The organism is Actinoplanes subglobosus (assembly GCF_042650585.1).
Classification (GTDB): Bacteria; Actinomycetota; Actinomycetes; order Mycobacteriales; family Micromonosporaceae; genus Actinoplanes; species Actinoplanes subglobosus.
The window spans coordinates 103,315-118,223 of sequence record NZ_JBHSBL010000003.1 but is presented as its reverse complement, the minus strand read 5'-3'; the positions used below and the strand labels follow the sequence as shown (position 1 = coordinate 118,223).

The window sequence follows — 14,909 nt, the reverse complement described above, 5'->3', positions numbered from 1 at the left end:
GGCGACGCTCCTCCCCGGTGGGTGGCCTAGCCCCGCCAGAGCGTGACCATCATCGCCTCCAGGGCGACCTGGGGTTTCACATTCTTGTCGATCGCCTCGCGGCAGGCCAGCACCGCCTCCAGCCGGCGCAGGGTGCTCTCCGGTGACCACTTCTCCGCGGCCGCCGCCGACACCGCCGCTAGATCGCCGTGCACCACCGGGACCGGCGCCCGCATCGAAGTGACCAGCACGTCCCGGTAGAACCCGATCAGGTCCTGCAACGCCCGGTCCAGCGCGTCCCGCTGGGCCCGCGTCGCCCGCAGCTTCTGATTGCGCTCCAACTCCTTCAGCTGGCCGGCCGCACCCCGCATCGCGCCCGTCGCGCCCCGGCCGGTGCCACCCGCCCCGAGCGCCCGCTCCAGCGCCGCACGCTCGGTGACGTCCAGCTCGGCCACCGAGTCGGCCGCCTCCAGTTTCGTCGCCACCTCCAGCTTCGCCGCCACGTCGAAACAGGCGCCGATGCTGCTCAGCCGCCGGGGGACCGACAGCACCTCCTCCCGGCGACCGCGGGCCTCCGGATCGGCGGACAGCTGCCGGGCCCGCTCCACGTCACCCTGCGAGGCCGCCGCCGCCCAGCCCGCCTGCTCCGGCTCGACACCGAACCGCTGCACCAGGAACTCGGCCACCGCCGCCGACGGAGGCTGACGCAGCGGCACCAGACGGCACCGGGACCGGATCGTCACCAGGATGTCGTCCGGATGCACCGACGGCGTGCAGAGCAGGAAGACCGTCCGCGGCGCCGGCTCCTCGATCGCCTTGAGCAGTGCGTTGCTGGCCCGCTCGTGCAGCCGGTCGGCCGCCTCGATGATCACCACCTGCCAGCGGCCACCGGTCGGCGCACTCGCCGACCGCAGCACCACGGCCCGCGTCTCCTCGGTCTTGATGGTCAGACCCTCGGTCGTCACCAACTGCACGTCGGCGTGGGTGCCGGCCAGCGTCGTATGACAGCCGTGGCACTCGCCGCAGCCGGTGCCGTCCCGCTGGCACTGGAGCGCCGCGGCGAACACCCGCGCCGCGACCGTGCGCCGCGAGCCGGGCGGGCCCGTGAAGATCCAGGCGTGGGTCATGCCACCGCCGGCCGCCGGCTCGCCGGCCACGACCCGGGCGGCGGCCGCAGCGGCCCGGCGCAGGGTCTCGACCGGCTCGTCCTGGCCCACCAGCTCCGAGAAGACGTCATGCGGAGTCACCGGACGATGGTATTGCGGACCACCGACACGTGACGCCACCGGTAAGTGTTGATCACTTAAGGTAGCCGCCTGTTCGCCCCAAGGTGACGCTGTGTGGTGCCTGTCAAAGTTATCCACAGGGGACACGCCACCGTAGCGGCGCGGCGGCTGGAGCGGGTACGGTCTCAACCCGGAACGCGACGGCTACATGACGCGCGGTGAGGAGCCATGGATGGCCCGCGAGATCGACGAGGCGTGGATCGACGAGGCGATCGACCGATATCGGCACATCGAGGACCTGCGTGCCGACTTCGACAAGGCGGTCGCCGCCCACACCGTGTCGGTGCATTCTCCGGACCAGTCCATCGAGGTGGTCGTGACCGCCGCGGGGGACATCGTGGACGTTCGCGTCCACGGGGCACTGCATCATCGTCAGCCGGCCGAGTTCGCCCGTGAGATTCGTTCCGTGGTCACCAGCGCGGCCCAGGCCGCCCGGTGGGCCAGGGAGAAACTGCACGGTGAGGTGTTCGGATCGTTCCGCACGCTGGAGGGGCACTGAAGTGGACCGACTCGCCGACCAGATCGACCATGCCGCCGAGGCGCTGGCCATCCTGGACCGTCGGGTGCCAGAGCTGCTGCCAGGCGCCGCCGACTTCGCCGCCGCCGACGCCGGCCGCCCCGGCCGGATCGGGCGAGCCCTCTATGCCGGCTGGTCCGCGGCGCTGTCGGCCCGGGCCCGCGAGGCAGCCGACGCGTCGACGAGGCTGACCGAGATGGCCCAGGCGGTCCGCGCCGCCTCCGACACCTACACCGACACCGACGATCTGGTCCGGCGCCGCTTCCAGCGAGGCCTCTGATGCCCCGATCGCGTACGCCGTTGTCGGCCCCACCGTCACCCGGTGCCGATTCCCGCGCTGCCCGGCGTTTTCGGCCCTTTGCTGGGTGGCTTTCTGATGGTCATGTCGGCCGTGCGGGCCGGCGTTTTCGGTCCTTTGCTGGGTGGCTTTCTGATGGCCATGTCGGCCGTGCTGGCAGGGGTCTTCGGCCCTTTGCTGGGTCGCTTTCTGATGGCCATGCGCGCCGGCGTTTTCGGTCCTTTGCTGGGTGGCTTTCTGATGGTCATGCCGGCCGTGCTGGCAGGGGTCTTCGGCCCCTTGCCGGGCGGCCTTCTGACCGCCAAGCCGGCCGGTTTTCCGAGCGGTCATCCGTCGGCTTTCCGGCGCGACTGTCCGGTGAGGGCTCCCGGCGGCTTTCCGGGCGGTCGCTCGACTCGCAGTCCGGCCGGGCTTTCGGCTGGCGGCGAGGCTGCTGATGGATCGGCTCGACGAGTTGTTGACGGCTGCCGACCCACTACTCGGACGGGTCGACCAGGTGCTCTCCGAGATCGGGGCGCCCGGCGGCCACGACGTCTGGCGTGAGCTGCGCCGGGTGCGTCTGCTTCCCGGCGACGCGGCCCGTGCGGTAGCGGGCCTGCGTCCCACAGCGATCCTCGACGCGGCACCCGAGTTGCGCGCCGACGCCCGTGCCTACGCTGATCTGGCCGACGCGCTGCCGCTGGCGAGCGGTTGGACAGGTGAGGCTTCGGAGGCTTACGAGAAGGCCCGCCGAAGCGCCGCCGAACACCTCAACGGCGGCCCCGACAGCCTCGGTCACCGGATGGCCGCGACCGCCGACCTGGCCGACTCACTGACCGCCTGGATGCTTCGGATCCGCGCCGACCTGGCAGCGGTACTGACCGAGGTAATGCCCTCCATCGAGGCGATCGTGCTCATCACCGGCGATCAGCTCCCATCCGACCAGGCCGCGGCCGCGGCAGCGATCGGTTCCCGGTTGCTGCGAGTCGTGGCGGACGGCTACGACGAGGCCGAGGATCTGCTGACCGGCTCGGCGGAACTGCAAACCCCGCTCCTCGTCTGACCGCACTCGCTGCGGTCCGTCGCCCCTCGGCGGTCCGTCTCCACCTGACGGTCCGTTTCCACCTGACGGTCTGTCGCCACTCGGCGGTCTGTCGCCACTCGGCGGTCTGTCGCCACTCGGCGGTCTGTCGCCACTCGGCGGTCTGTCGCCACTCGGCGGTCTGTCACCACTCGGCCGTCCGTCTTCGGTCAACGGTCGGCCTCTGTGGCTCGTCTTGGGGTCGTTTCAGGTGCGCTTGCGGCGGCGGGAACTCAGGACCACCGCGGCGACGCCGACGATGATCAGGGTGCTTCCGGCGATCAGGAGTGACACCACGCGAGGACCGGTGAGCGGGAGATCCGTGCTGCTCGAGGCCTTGCCAGGGCTGGCATCAGCGTCGCCGGGGGTGCCGTTCTGGGATGGCACATCACCTCGGGATGAGGTGTCGCCGCGGGTCGCGTGGCCCCGTGTCGCAGTACTACCCCGACCTGCGGTAGCACCCCGACCTGCGGTGTCGCCTTTGGCTGCGGTGTCGCCCTTGGGTGCTCTGCTGGCTTGGACCGGGGTGCTCCCCCGAGCGGCGTTATGGGTGTTTTGTTCCTTTGTGCTCGATTGGCTCGGGGTGCCGTGAGGGGATGCGCTGTCGGCGGCGTTGCCCCAACCCGATGAGTGCCCCTTCGTACTGGTCGGACCGGGTTTGCCGGAGGTCTTGCCATGGGGAGCTACGGCGGCCGCCGTCAGCATGCCGATGCCCAGATCCGCGGCCACACTGGACGGTGCAATGCCCGTCTGGGGGCGGGTGCTGTCCACATTGCGTGTCAGGATGACGCGGATTGCTGTGACGCGGGCCGCGATGGCCTTTCCTCTGGTCGCCTGGCGGACCTCGCCGAGGGAGATTCGCAGCGTCGAGCCTGGTTCGTTGCCGGGAGTGGGGGTCTGTTCGGTCACCGGAAGGTCGGAAACCTTCGGCAGCGGGAGGTCGCCGATCGGTTCGAGGCGAGGCGGCAGCGACTCCAGCGGACGCATCTCGTTACTCAGTGTGATGTCAATGTGGTCACCGGGTGTGGTGAGGCGGGTTCGCTTGCTGTTTGTTCCGGTGACCTCGACGACGGCCGGCTGATAGTCGACCCGGCTCCGGCCGGCCGCGGTCATGCTGACCCGCAGTTGAGGGGCGCGTAGCACCCGGATCCGCACCTCGTTGTCGACCAGGCTGATCCGGCCGGCGGTGATCGTCGCGGAGGCCACCGATTGCGGGGCGCCGCCGTGGAGACGCATCGCGGTGCCGCTGCGACTGGTGACCTTCTCGGGTACCCGGGCCAGCGCGGCGCTTCCACCTCCAGCGAGGGTGACACGGCTGATCTCGGCCGATGCCGAGGACGTGTCGCCGACGGCGTTGCCGCAGGCCATGCCGTGTGCCCAGACCGCGCGGGCGCTCAGTTTGCCGTCGCCCACCCTCATCGGGCCGAACCGTTTGGATCCGGTGCGTCGGCTGGTCGCCTGGGGGCTGACCGGCGGCGCCTTCTGGAGCACCAGGTCGGCCCGGTCCTTGGAGCCGGCGACCTTTCCGTTCAGGGTTCGTGCCGCGCTGCCCGAGTTGACCTTTCCGTCCGCGATCAGCACGGCCCGTGATTCACCGAGCCCGACGCCCCCGACGATCGGATTCGCGCCGGCACCGCCCGGCCCGCCACGGCTTTCGGCCGCACCGCCCTTGCCGCTGCTTGCTGCCGTACCGGAACCCAGATCCAGCCGATCGATCCGAAGAAGTTCGGCGGAGGACTGGGCGGCGTAGTGCGCGGGTCGTCCGCAGGCGGGTGGAGTCACGGCGGCGGTGGTGTGGGTGAGGGGAGTCGTGGAAAGGGGGGCGGCGGACGCCGGCAAGGGGAGGGTTCCCGCCAGCCCGAGCGCTACGACACTGACGGCCACTGAGCGGGCGGGGGTCATGGCGGGTCCCTTCGAGGCGTGGAGCGTCTTCGGGACTGGCCAACGAGGGTCGATTCGTCCGGTTGCGCGGCATCTATGCGACAACTCTCGCGGGTAGTTCAAAACCGGCATTTGGTACGGCTTGCCAACCGTCGTAGGGTTGATCGCATGGGCATGCTGTGCGCGGTCAGCTTCAACCGGTACGGCCGCCTCTACTACCTCGATCCCGCCGGTTTCACCCCGGCTGTCGGTGACCGCGTCCTGGTCCCGACCGATGACGGTCCCGAGGTGGCGGAGTGCGTCTGGGCGCCGCAATGGGTCGACGAGGACACCGATGGGTTCCCCAAGGTCGTCGGTCTCGCCGATGATCAGGACCTGCGCCGGGACGAGACGCTTCGTAAACGCAAGGCCGAGGCCAAGGTCGCCGCGAAGAAGCTGATCAAGGCGCATGACCTGCCGATGAAGGTCGTCGCCGTCGATCACGTGCTGGACGCGCCCGGCAACGGCGGCGCTCGCACCACGATCTACTTCACGGCCCCGCACCGTGTCGACTTCCGATCGCTGGTCCGTGACCTGGGTGCCACCCTGCACTGCCGGGTCGAGCTGCGCCAGCTGTCGGCCCGTGACTCGGCCCGCGTCCAGGGCGGCATCGGCTCGTGTGGCCGCGACCTCTGCTGTGCCACCTTCCTGACCGACTTCGAGCCGGTCACGATCCGCATGGCGAAGGATCAGGATCTGCCGCTCAACCCGTTGCGCATCTCCGGCGCGTGTGGCCGCCTGATGTGCTGCCTCAAATACGAGCACCCGCTCTACCAGCAGTTCCAGGCCTCGGCCCCGCCCATCGGCACGCGGGTGACGAGCCCGGAGGGTGACGGTCGCGTCGTCGCGCACAGTGTGCCGAAGGACTCGGTCGTGGTCCGGCTGGATGCTGACGGGTCCCGTTGCTCGTGCAGCCGGGCCTCGGTGTGTGCCCCGCGCCAGGCTCACGACGCCCACTACAACGCCGGTGACGCTACGGCGTGAGCCTGGTGACCCACTCCCTCGGCACCTGGATGGTGTTGTCGAGGTAATCGGTGAGCACGGCCGTCTCGTGCGATCGCCCTCCTGATGCTCTGGATGATCGGGATCGGTCACGACCTGAGGGTGGGGGTCACGCGACCGTGAACGGCTCCTCGATCCGGTGCACGGTGAGCGGCGTCTGCGGGCGCAACCACGACGCGTGCGGGTCGCCGTCGGGGTCGGCCTCCCAGCTCTTGCAGATCCGTTCGACGCCGAGCGGGTGGACGGTCAGGGTGCCGTCCGCGCCGATGTGCAGGCGCAGGAAACTCTTCGCCTGCTCGATGCCCTGGCCGGCGTACAACTCGTTGAGGTTGACGTCGAACCTGGCGGCGATCAGCAGATAGAGGGCGAGGAGCTGGGTGGAGACGATCGCGATCACCGGGCCGTAGGCGAGTGCCGCGACGGCCAGCGGTCCCGGCCACTGCCAGTTCCGGAACGGGAACTGTTCCCACACCCAGGTGCCACCGACCGCGAGCCCGATCTGACCGAGACCGTGTGCCGCGCCGAGGACCCAGTGCCGTACGTTCCCGTCCGGTTTCGCGAACAGCACCGTGCCCGCCATGATCAGAACCAGCATCAGGACCAGCGGGATGCTGAACAGCCGCTGGATGTTGCCGCCCTGGCTGACCGCGCCGGCCATCGCCAGCATGGTGAGGGTGTGGATGATGCCGAGCATCGTGGCGAAACCGGCGTTGCGGTGCGGCACCCGGTGGAAGACGCCCCAGCCCATCCGCCATGACGCCGTCGAGTCGGGGAAGGTCGCCTTCCGCTCGTAGCGGCGGCTGCGGCTCCGGCTGCGGGCCAGCGTCTCCTTCGGCGGCACCATCAGGTGGTCCGGAAGGTTCTGCGTCCCCAGCGTGTACGCCCCACCGCCACCGCAGGTGATCAGTTCCCGGTCCTCGCCGGAGTAGCGCGCGTAATGGTGCAGGTCGCCGGAGACGAGCACCCGCACCTGCGCCTGGGTGGGCGCGAGGATGGTGCGGATGAAGTAGTCGACGGCGTCGTACGCGTTCGGATCCTGCCGTGCCTTGACCCAGGTCGGTGACGGTGTCATCAGGATGACCCGGTCCTGTGGCCCGACGTTCTCGGCGGCCCGCTCGAAGTAGAGCAGTTGCGGGTCGTCGATGTAGGCGCCGAACTGCTCGTCCACCGCGAACAGCCACCAGTCGCCCGGCAGCTTGACCGCGAAGTACGACCGCCGCTGCTCGGTGCGCCAGCCGCCGATGTGGCCGTCCTTGCGCCGTGCGAAGAGTCGCAGGAACGCGGTCAGCCCGTCATACCAGTCGTGGTTGCCGGGCAGGGCGAAGAGAGTGGGGCGCGGCACACCGGCCGGTGCCTCGGGCAGAGCCGCACGGTACGGCCCTTTCATCCGGTTCTCGTAGCCGTCGCCGCTGGCCAGCGGATAGACCTGGTCGCCACCCATCAGCAGCAGCCGGCCGCGGGGCAGCCGATCACCGTCGACCTCGAGCTCCTCCTGGGCCAGCAGGTAGGCGATGGAGTACGTGGCGTCGAACCCGTCCCCGAGGTCGGCCACGTAATCCAGCCACAACTCACCGGTGGCGGTGGCCGAGTGGTCGAAGACGTCACCGTCGAGCGCGTTCTGCAGCTCCCGCTTGTCGAGATAGGCCCCGAACAGGATGTGCAGCAGTGTCCGCAACCCGGTGCTGAGCAGCAGCAGCGGCGCGAGCCAGCCGATCGGACCCTTCCGGGTGAACCCGAGCTCCTGCGGATCGAGGCTCCGAGGCCGGTTCGGCACACTCGGTTCGGACTCGGCGAGACGCTGTCGGGGAACGATGGTCACCGAACGATCCTCCCCCGGCGAGAGCGCGTCCGTCTATGCAGTACACTTGGCAATCGCTGCCGCCTTAGCTCAGTCGGCTAGAGCGACGCACTCGTAATGCGTAGGTCGACGGTTCGATTCCGTCAGGCGGCTCCATCGACGATGGGCCGGACCCTCTGGGTCCGGCCCATTCGTGTTTCTCCGCGGCAGTGGCACTTGCCCCCGCGGGTCACGGTTCCGGACGGGGCAGACACAGAGATCGATGTCCGTTAGGGTGCGTGTGAGCCTTAACAAAGGCAGATGTCTATTTCACGGGGAGGTAATTGTGGCATCGAATCTGCGTAAGAAGGGCCTGGCCGCGGCGGCCGTGGCCGGGGTCGCGGCCTCGGTGATGGTCGGCACCCCCGCCCTCGCCATCAGCGACGGATGCTCGCTGACCAGCGTGGGTAGTTTGACCAGCTGTCAGTCGCTGTACATCAACGCCAACTACTCCGGTCACTTCATCGACTGGCGGGTCTGCGGCGGCACGCTCGGCACCAACTGGCGTGTCCGTGACTACACGGGCGGCGTCGTCGTGGGTAGTGGCATCGTTAACACGGCGCAGTGCAAGTCGGGCCGGATCAATGGCCTCTACTCGATCTACCGGATCGAGCTCTACGCCGGCACGCCGGGTGCCTCCGGCACCATCGACAACGTCTGACGGCTATTCGCAAATGCGCAAAGGAATGGCCCGGATCGTCGATCCGGGCCATTCCGGCGCGTCGGATTCCAGCGGTCCGTCAGTAGTTCCGGTTGCCGACCGCGGCGCGGGCGAACGCCGGTGGGCGCCCGTTGGCGATCTCGCCGCCGAACCATGCGCCGAAGCCGGCCAGTGCGAGGGCCAGTAGCTCGACGGTGAACAGCCCGCCGCCGATGATCCGGTCAGCGGCCTGCACCCGCAGCATCGCGATGACCGCGAAGACCACCAGCACGCCCACGTTGATCAGGCTGCGCAGCGCGCCGAGCCGACGGTCCTGCGAGCGGCGGGCGAACATCACGTCGGCCGCACTCGCCACGGTGGCCAGTGCCCCGCCGACCAGGCCGGCCACGATGTTCCAGTAGGCGAGGGCACCGAGAATGCTAGGCCCGCCCAACAAGTCCGCCATATCGAACATAACGGCCATTGCGAACAGCCCGAGTGGGAACATCACCAGAATCGGCTGCACCGCCTGGCCGGCGACGCTCAATCGGCTCTCCATTCGGTATCGCCCTTCCTACCTGCACAAACGCAGGTTCATACGGCATCCGAGGTTGGCCTACCCGGTCGCTTCAGGCGGCAAACACGTAGGCGTCCGCCGATGGCTCGGCGTGGCAAACGTCGCACAGCTTGTACGCAATCTGCAACATGGCAGATTGAGTGGTGGCGGGCTGCCGGGTGGCGTGCTTCACTTCTTGTAGGGCAACAAGGGCGGAGTTGGAGGGAGAGACAAGCAACGGCACCCGGCGGCAAACGGGTGCCGTTGTCTGCCTCTGAGGCTTACTCCTCAGCGGCAGCTTTCTCAGCGGCTTCGTTCGTTGCGACTCGAGCGAGGCGGGAATGGGTCTCTCGCGCCAATGGTGGCTCGACTCCTTCTCCTCTCGCAAGAATCCGTGAAGAGGAGTTCGCCATGCGCACACGGATCTACTATCGCGGGCCGGACGCCCTGGTGTCCGACGATCGGTTCGTCTGGCACCCCACTACCGCGCCGCTGGTCTTCACCATTCCGGATCTTCGCAATGTCGGCCTGGTCCAGGCGCCCGCCCGGGTCCGTCCCTACGCTCCCGCATTCGCCGTCGTCGCCATCGCCGCGGCGGCCGCCGGCTGGATCCTGCTCCCGGATCCGGCCGTCTACGTTCTCGTCTTCCTGGGCCTGGCCATACCCGGAGTAGCGATGCTGTGGCGTGAGCCTGGCCGCTGGGAGCTGCACGCGCAGTACCGCGGAACAGCCGTGGTGCTCTACTCGTCCGCTGATGCACGAGTGTTCAATCAGGTCAGCAGGGCCCTGAGGCGTGCCATGGAGGACCGGCGCCGGACCTCGTGGGGCTATGGGCTCGCGGCAGCCTGACCTGCGCTTTTGTGAGGACCTCTCGGGTGAGATTGCGAATTGATCAAAACCGCACCTTGCACCCGTCGTTCTGATAGGACAGTAATAGGATGTCCGCGACCTCGCTGGTTGCCACCTGGCAGGCAGCGAGGTGGCTTACCGCAGCTTAGCCGTTACTGATCGTCACCACACGCTTCGACGATGAAGGACTCATGACCGAGGGTGACTCGCCGACGATCGCGCGCCGGCGCGTGCGTCTCGCGCTCCGTGAAGCGCGAGAGCGAGCCGGTCTCACCCAAAATCAGGTCGCCGAAGAGATGGAGTGGTCGCACAGCAAGGTCATCCGGATCGAGAACGGTGATGTCAGCATCTCCCAGAACGATCTGCGACCGTTGCTGAGTTTCCTCGGTGTGAAGGACAAGGCGGTCATCGCCGATCTGGTCGCCGCCGCACGCATCGCCCGGACCCGTCAGCAGGTGTGGTATCAGGCCGCCGAATTCCGCGACACCCTCACCGACGGCATGCGTAAACTGATCGAGTACGAGAGCGAGGCCTCGGAGATCCGCTCGTACTCGATTTATTACATACCGGGTCACCTACAGACGCCCGCCTACGCGGAAGCGCTGATGTCCCGGTTCGAGGACGAACTCTCCGCGGACCAGCGCACAAGACGCATCGAGGCGAGGAACAAACGGCGCGAGGTCCTCGAGGCCCGCGACGTGATGTTCCTCCTCATGGTGGACGAGTCAGTGCTCCGCCGTACCATCGGCGGCCCGGAGGTCTTCGCGGAGCAGCTCCGACACCTGAAGCAGAACGTTGAGAACGGCTACGTCCGTATCCGGATGGTGCCGTTCTCGCTCGACGCGTCGGTGACCAACAACGCCAGCTTCGACCTGCTTCAGCTGGGTCAGGGTGAGGTGCTGTACCGGGAGACCGGTCTCAATGACGAAATGATCGAGGACCGGGAGACGATCGCGAAACATCGCGCTCGCTACGACCGGGTCTGGCACGAGGCCGCCGGTGAGGAAGACACGATCCAATTCATCGAACGGCAGATAAAGGAACTGGAACGTGGAAATACAGGTTCCGCGTCCCCGGAAAAAACATAAATCAGCGAGTAACACTGTCCGAGAGGTCCTCATGGAAGAGATGAACGTGCCCGCATGGCGGAAGAGCAGCCGCTGCGGAACGTCGACGTGCGTCGAGGTCGCGAAGGTCGAAGACCAGTACCTGATCCGTGACTCGAAGAACCCCGAGGCGCCTGCTCTGAGCTTCACCCGGGCCGAGTGGGACGCCTTCGTGGAGGGTGTGGCCGCGGGCGAGTTCCGCTTCTGAAGTCGTTCGGCCGCGCCCGCTCTGGCCGCGAGGCAATCAGAGCGGGCCGGTCCAAAAAATTCACAAAAGTGAATAATGACAATAAATTGACGCCGCATAACTCGCATTGAGTGAGTTAAGCGGCATTTTTTCATTTTCATTCACGTACGCGTCCGCCCTGGTCCGATTTCCTCGCATAACGTGGATTCCGAACCGTCACGGAGGTGCACAGACATGATCAAACCGACGGAAGAGCCCCGTTGGCGCAAGAGTCGTCGATGTGCCTACGGCGCGTGTGTCGAGGTGGCCCGGGTCGAGGACCGGTTGCTGGTCCGCGACTCGAAGAACCCCGGCACCGTGTCCCTCAGTTTCAGTGAAGAGCAGTGGGACGCGTTCGTGGCAGGAGTCAAGGCGGGAACCTTCGGTTTCTGATGACTCACCTTCCTTCGGTGGACCCCGGCGTCGCGGGCCGAGCGCGGCATACTGCATGGGTGGACGGCAAACCGGGTGCCACCGAGACCGACCGCTTCGCCACTCTGCACGAGGCGGCCGAAATCCTGCTGGACGAGCTCACCGAGCGCTACCAGGTGGAGCGCCGGGAGGGCAAGGAACCACTCGGGCTCGACGAGGCGCTCGTGCGGACCGTCCGGCTCATCCCCCGCATGCCGACCGCCGCGCCCTTGGCGGTCCACTTCACCGAGCCGGGGCTCTCGCTCCGATTCGGCCGATGGTGGGCGGAGACTCTGCCGGTGTGCGCCTGCGAAACCTGCGAGGAGGACCCGGCGATCCTGGCCGACCGGCTGCGCATCCACACCGGTGCGCTCGTCGAGGGCGGGCTGTGGGAACGCGTTCGCCGTGGATTGAGCGGGTCCTGGTTCGAGACCAGGCTGATCGGCACGGGCGTCAAATCCGACCGGGAGGGGCCGCTGTCCGCGGCCGGGGCCCGGGACGCCCGGCGCGGTGGTTTCGCCGCGCCGATCCAGTGGGCGCCCTGGCAGCGTCGTTCCCTCTGACCGCCGTCATCACCGGGCGGGTGGCTGACCCGGCCGCCCGCCCACCACGCGAATGCTGCCCACCACGCGGATACGGTGAACGGAGCAAACGCTCTCACAGCACCCCCGGAGTCATCGTTTGAGTACGGTCGAGACAGCTGACCTGCGGGCCACCACCCGGTCGGTCTACATCACCTTCATCTTCCTCGGCGTGGCCATGGCCAGCTTCGCCGCCCGCATTCCGCAGATCCGTGACCACCTCGGGCTCACCCCGTCCGGGATCGGTCTCGTCCTGCTCGCCATCGCCGCCGGGTCGATCACCTCGCTGCCACTGGCCGGGCACCTGGTTCACCGCTTCGGCTCCCGCACCATGGTCGGCACCATGGCGGTGGTGCTCGGTGCGGCGCTGGCCGGCGCCGCGGTCGGCTACCAGTACGGCGTACTCCCGGTGGTCATCGCGCTCTACGTCTACGGCTTCTCCACCGGCGCGTGGGACGTCGCCATGAACGTGCAGGCCGCCGTGGTGGAACGCCGCCTCGGCCGGTCGATCATGTCCCGGTTCCACGCCGGCTACAGCGTCGGCACGGTCGCCGGTGCACTGGCCGGGGCGGCTGCGGTCAAGGCCGGACTCCCGGTCACGCAGCACGTGGTGATCGCCAGTGTCCTGGTGGTGATCGCGGTGGTCCTCGCGGTCCGCGGGTTCGTCGTCGACGAGAGCACACCCGAGGAGGAGACCGGCAAGTCCGGTGGCGCTCTGGCCGCCTGGACCGAGCCCCGGACCCTGCTGATCGGCCTCTTCGTGCTGGCCTTCGCGCTCACCGAGGGCGCCGGCATCGACTGGATCAACATCGCGCTCATCGACGATCACGGCACCGACGCCTCCACCGGCACGCTCGGCTTCGCGGTGTTCCTGGCCGCGATGACGGTCGGCCGCTGGTTCGGCCCCAACCTGCTGGACCGATACGGGCGGGTGCCGGTGCTCCGGTTGCTGGCCGTCACCGGGCTGGCCGGGCTGCTGATCTTCGTGTTCGGGCCGCACCCGGCGGTCGCCTTCGCCGGGGCGCTGCTCTGGGGGCTGGGCGCCTCACTCGGCTTCCCGGTCGGGATGAGCGCCGCCGCCGACGAGCCGGCGAAGGCGCCGGCCCGGGTCGGGGTGGTCGCCTCCATCGGGTACTGCGCGTTCCTCGGTGGACCGCCGCTGATCGGTTTCCTCGGTGACCACTTCACGGTCTCCCGCGGCCTGCTGGCCGTGGCGATGCTGCTGGTGCTGTCACTGGCCCTGACCCCGGCGCTGCGAGAACCGCGGTAGGGCACCACCGCCGTCCCGCGCTGCGGGAACCCGGCGGTAGGGCCGCCGCTGTCAGGCTTCCGGGGCGGACCCGGTGCGGAAGGCGGCGGTGGCGTTCCACTCGTCGTCGGCAGCCTTCTTCAGGGCCATGCCGTGCTCGCCGTTGTAGCGCAGGAACTTCGGCAGGGCGGCGGCCAGGGCAAGGCTGCCGGCGACGCACAGGACACCACCGACCCAGATGGAGCCGGCCACGCCCAGACCGGTACGGGCCATCGCGCCGGCCCGGAGCTGTCCGAGCAGAGGGCCGGTCGTGTAGGAGAGCATCTCGATGCCGGCCAGGCGTCCGCGCAGGTGGTCGGGGATGGTCTGGTTCCAGATGATCATGCGGAACAGGCCGGAGACCATGTCCGCCGCTCCGGCGAAGGCCAGGCAGAACAGGGTCAGCCACAGGGTGTTCGACAGGCCCACGCCGACGATGCCGACACCCCACAGGGCGGCGGCGATGAGCACCATGAGGCCGTGCCGGTGCACGCGGGCGGTCCAGCCGGAGCCGATCGTCGCCAGCAGCGAACCGATCGCCGGGGCCGCGTAGAGCAGGCCCAGCACCTTCGGGCCGCCCAGGTCCTCGGCCAGGAACGGGTACAGCGCGGACGGCATGCCGAAGAACATCGCGTTGATGTCGACCAGGTAGGTGCCGAGCAGTTCGGGGCGGGACTTCGCGTACTTCAGGCCGGTGACCACGCTCTTCACCGACGGGCGGTCGGCGGCCACCGGCGGCGGGACCGCTTTCACCAGGAACAGGCAGACCAGCGAGGCGGCGAAGGTCAGCAGGTCGAACGCGTAGACCCAGGCCAGGTCGAAGCTGGCGAGCAGGACGCCGGCCAGCGGCATGCCGGCGAGCTGGGCGAACTGCATACTGAGCGACTGCAGCGACATGGTGGCCGGCAGTTCCTCCGGCTTCACCAGCCGGGGGACCATCGCCTGCAGAGCCGGGCGCTGCAGGCCGGCGACGGCGGCGGTCAGGAACGCGGCGACGTAGAGCAGCCACAGATGCGGTTCGTCGGAGAGCGAGTTGAGCAGCAGGATGCCGCAGATCACGGCGAGTGCGGCCTCGCTGCCCCAGACGAGCAGCCGCCGGTCGATGTAGTCGGCCAGCGCTCCGCCGACGAACGACATGAAGATCAGCGGCAGCAGCTCGCAGACGCCGATCAGGCCGACCATCAGGGGATCGTCGGTCAGCTTCGCCACCTGGTAGGGGATGGTGACGTAGCTGATGAACGAACCGAACGCGGTCACCAAGCCGGCGATGAACACGAGCCGGAAGTCCCGGGAGGTGCGTAACGGGGACAGATCCAGGCTCACGCGGCGCTTCTTGGTCACGAAGGGCCATCC

General features: G+C 68.4%; 17 protein-coding genes and 1 tRNA gene. 12 read left to right on the top strand and 6 right to left on the bottom strand.

The window, feature by feature from the left end; genetic code table 11:
- Nucleotides 1–26: 26 nt before the first annotated feature.
- Entirely contained in the window at nucleotides 27–1,226 is a 1,200-nt protein-coding gene (locus ACFO0C_RS02600; RefSeq protein WP_378064843.1) for a DNA polymerase III subunit delta', read from the bottom strand.
- Between the two features lie 211 nt (nucleotides 1,227–1,437).
- Between ACFO0C_RS02600 and ACFO0C_RS02595 the strand changes: the two genes are divergently transcribed.
- Together ACFO0C_RS02595 and ACFO0C_RS02590 are read left to right on the top strand one after the other, a co-directional pair.
- A complete protein-coding gene (locus ACFO0C_RS02595) occupies nucleotides 1,438–1,764 on the top strand; it encodes a YbaB/EbfC family DNA-binding protein (RefSeq protein WP_378064842.1) in 327 nt (108 codons plus the stop codon).
- 1 nt (nucleotide 1,765) lies between these two features.
- Nucleotides 1,766–2,062, top strand: a complete 297-nt coding sequence (locus ACFO0C_RS02590; protein ID WP_378064841.1) for a hypothetical protein — start codon at nucleotides 1,766–1,768, stop codon at nucleotides 2,060–2,062.
- Between the two features lie 35 nt (nucleotides 2,063–2,097).
- On the opposite strand, the gene ACFO0C_RS02585 is transcribed toward ACFO0C_RS02590, so the two are convergent.
- The gene (locus tag ACFO0C_RS02585; protein WP_378064840.1) at nucleotides 2,098–2,328 is read right to left on the bottom strand and encodes a hypothetical protein; all 231 of its coding nucleotides are present in this window, start codon (nucleotides 2,326–2,328) and stop codon (nucleotides 2,098–2,100) included.
- 188 nt (nucleotides 2,329–2,516) lie between these two features.
- Here ACFO0C_RS02585 and ACFO0C_RS02580 point away from each other — a divergent pair, with 188 nt between their 5' ends.
- Complete coding sequence (locus tag ACFO0C_RS02580; protein ID WP_378064839.1) at nucleotides 2,517–3,122, top strand: hypothetical protein; 606 nt, start codon at nucleotides 2,517–2,519, stop codon at nucleotides 3,120–3,122.
- Between the two features lie 225 nt (nucleotides 3,123–3,347).
- Here the strand turns inward: ACFO0C_RS02580 and ACFO0C_RS02575 are convergent, their stop codons facing one another.
- Nucleotides 3,348–4,922, bottom strand: a complete 1,575-nt coding sequence (locus tag ACFO0C_RS02575; RefSeq protein WP_378064838.1) for a hypothetical protein — start codon at nucleotides 4,920–4,922, stop codon at nucleotides 3,348–3,350.
- Between the two features lie 267 nt (nucleotides 4,923–5,189).
- Here ACFO0C_RS02575 and ACFO0C_RS02570 point away from each other — a divergent pair, with 267 nt between their 5' ends.
- A complete protein-coding gene (locus tag ACFO0C_RS02570) occupies nucleotides 5,190–6,044 on the top strand; it encodes a PSP1 domain-containing protein (protein WP_378064837.1) in 855 nt (284 codons plus the stop codon).
- 127 nt (nucleotides 6,045–6,171) lie between these two features.
- Here the strand turns inward: ACFO0C_RS02570 and ACFO0C_RS02565 are convergent, their stop codons facing one another.
- A complete protein-coding gene (locus ACFO0C_RS02565; RefSeq protein ID WP_378064836.1) occupies nucleotides 6,172–7,881 on the bottom strand; it encodes a metallophosphoesterase family protein in 1,710 nt (569 codons plus the stop codon).
- 58 nt (nucleotides 7,882–7,939) lie between these two features.
- On the opposite strand from ACFO0C_RS02565, the gene ACFO0C_RS02560 reads away from it, so the two are divergent.
- A tRNA-Thr gene (locus tag ACFO0C_RS02560) sits at nucleotides 7,940–8,016 on the top strand.
- Nucleotides 8,017–8,185: 169 nt separating this feature from the next.
- On the top strand, nucleotides 8,186–8,560 hold the full coding sequence (locus ACFO0C_RS02555) for a hypothetical protein (RefSeq protein WP_378064835.1): 375 nt from the start codon (nucleotides 8,186–8,188) through the stop codon (nucleotides 8,558–8,560).
- A 79-nt stretch (nucleotides 8,561–8,639) separates the two neighbouring features.
- Here ACFO0C_RS02555 and ACFO0C_RS02550 read toward each other — a convergent pair whose 3' ends face one another.
- Nucleotides 8,640–9,098 (bottom strand): DUF2231 domain-containing protein, encoded by a 459-nt coding sequence (locus tag ACFO0C_RS02550; RefSeq protein WP_378064834.1) that lies wholly within the window; start codon nucleotides 9,096–9,098, stop codon nucleotides 8,640–8,642.
- A gap of 408 nt (nucleotides 9,099–9,506) precedes the next feature.
- Between ACFO0C_RS02550 and ACFO0C_RS02545 the strand changes: the two genes are divergently transcribed.
- The 6 genes from ACFO0C_RS02545 to ACFO0C_RS02520 all read left to right on the top strand — a co-directional run bounded on the left by ACFO0C_RS02545 (nucleotide 9,507) and on the right by ACFO0C_RS02520 (nucleotide 13,538).
- On the top strand, nucleotides 9,507–9,944 hold the full coding sequence (locus tag ACFO0C_RS02545) for a DUF6232 family protein (RefSeq protein WP_378064833.1): 438 nt from the start codon (nucleotides 9,507–9,509) through the stop codon (nucleotides 9,942–9,944).
- Between the two features lie 191 nt (nucleotides 9,945–10,135).
- Nucleotides 10,136–11,032: a helix-turn-helix domain-containing protein gene (locus ACFO0C_RS02540; RefSeq protein WP_378064832.1), complete on the top strand. Its 897-nt coding sequence runs from the start codon at nucleotides 10,136–10,138 to the stop codon at nucleotides 11,030–11,032.
- 31 nt (nucleotides 11,033–11,063) lie between these two features.
- Entirely contained in the window at nucleotides 11,064–11,258 is a 195-nt protein-coding gene (locus ACFO0C_RS02535) for a DUF397 domain-containing protein (protein ID WP_378064831.1), read from the top strand.
- 213 nt (nucleotides 11,259–11,471) lie between these two features.
- Nucleotides 11,472–11,669, top strand: a complete 198-nt coding sequence (locus ACFO0C_RS02530) for a DUF397 domain-containing protein (protein WP_378064830.1) — start codon at nucleotides 11,472–11,474, stop codon at nucleotides 11,667–11,669.
- A 59-nt stretch (nucleotides 11,670–11,728) separates the two neighbouring features.
- Complete coding sequence (locus ACFO0C_RS02525) at nucleotides 11,729–12,250, top strand: DUF6226 family protein (RefSeq protein WP_378064829.1); 522 nt, start codon at nucleotides 11,729–11,731, stop codon at nucleotides 12,248–12,250.
- 118 nt (nucleotides 12,251–12,368) lie between these two features.
- Nucleotides 12,369–13,538, top strand: a complete 1,170-nt coding sequence (locus ACFO0C_RS02520) for an MFS transporter (protein WP_378064828.1) — start codon at nucleotides 12,369–12,371, stop codon at nucleotides 13,536–13,538.
- Between the two features lie 51 nt (nucleotides 13,539–13,589).
- On the opposite strand, the gene ACFO0C_RS02515 is transcribed toward ACFO0C_RS02520, so the two are convergent.
- Entirely contained in the window at nucleotides 13,590–14,879 is a 1,290-nt protein-coding gene (locus tag ACFO0C_RS02515) for an MFS transporter (protein WP_378064827.1), read from the bottom strand.
- Nucleotides 14,880–14,909: the final 30 nt, after the last annotated feature.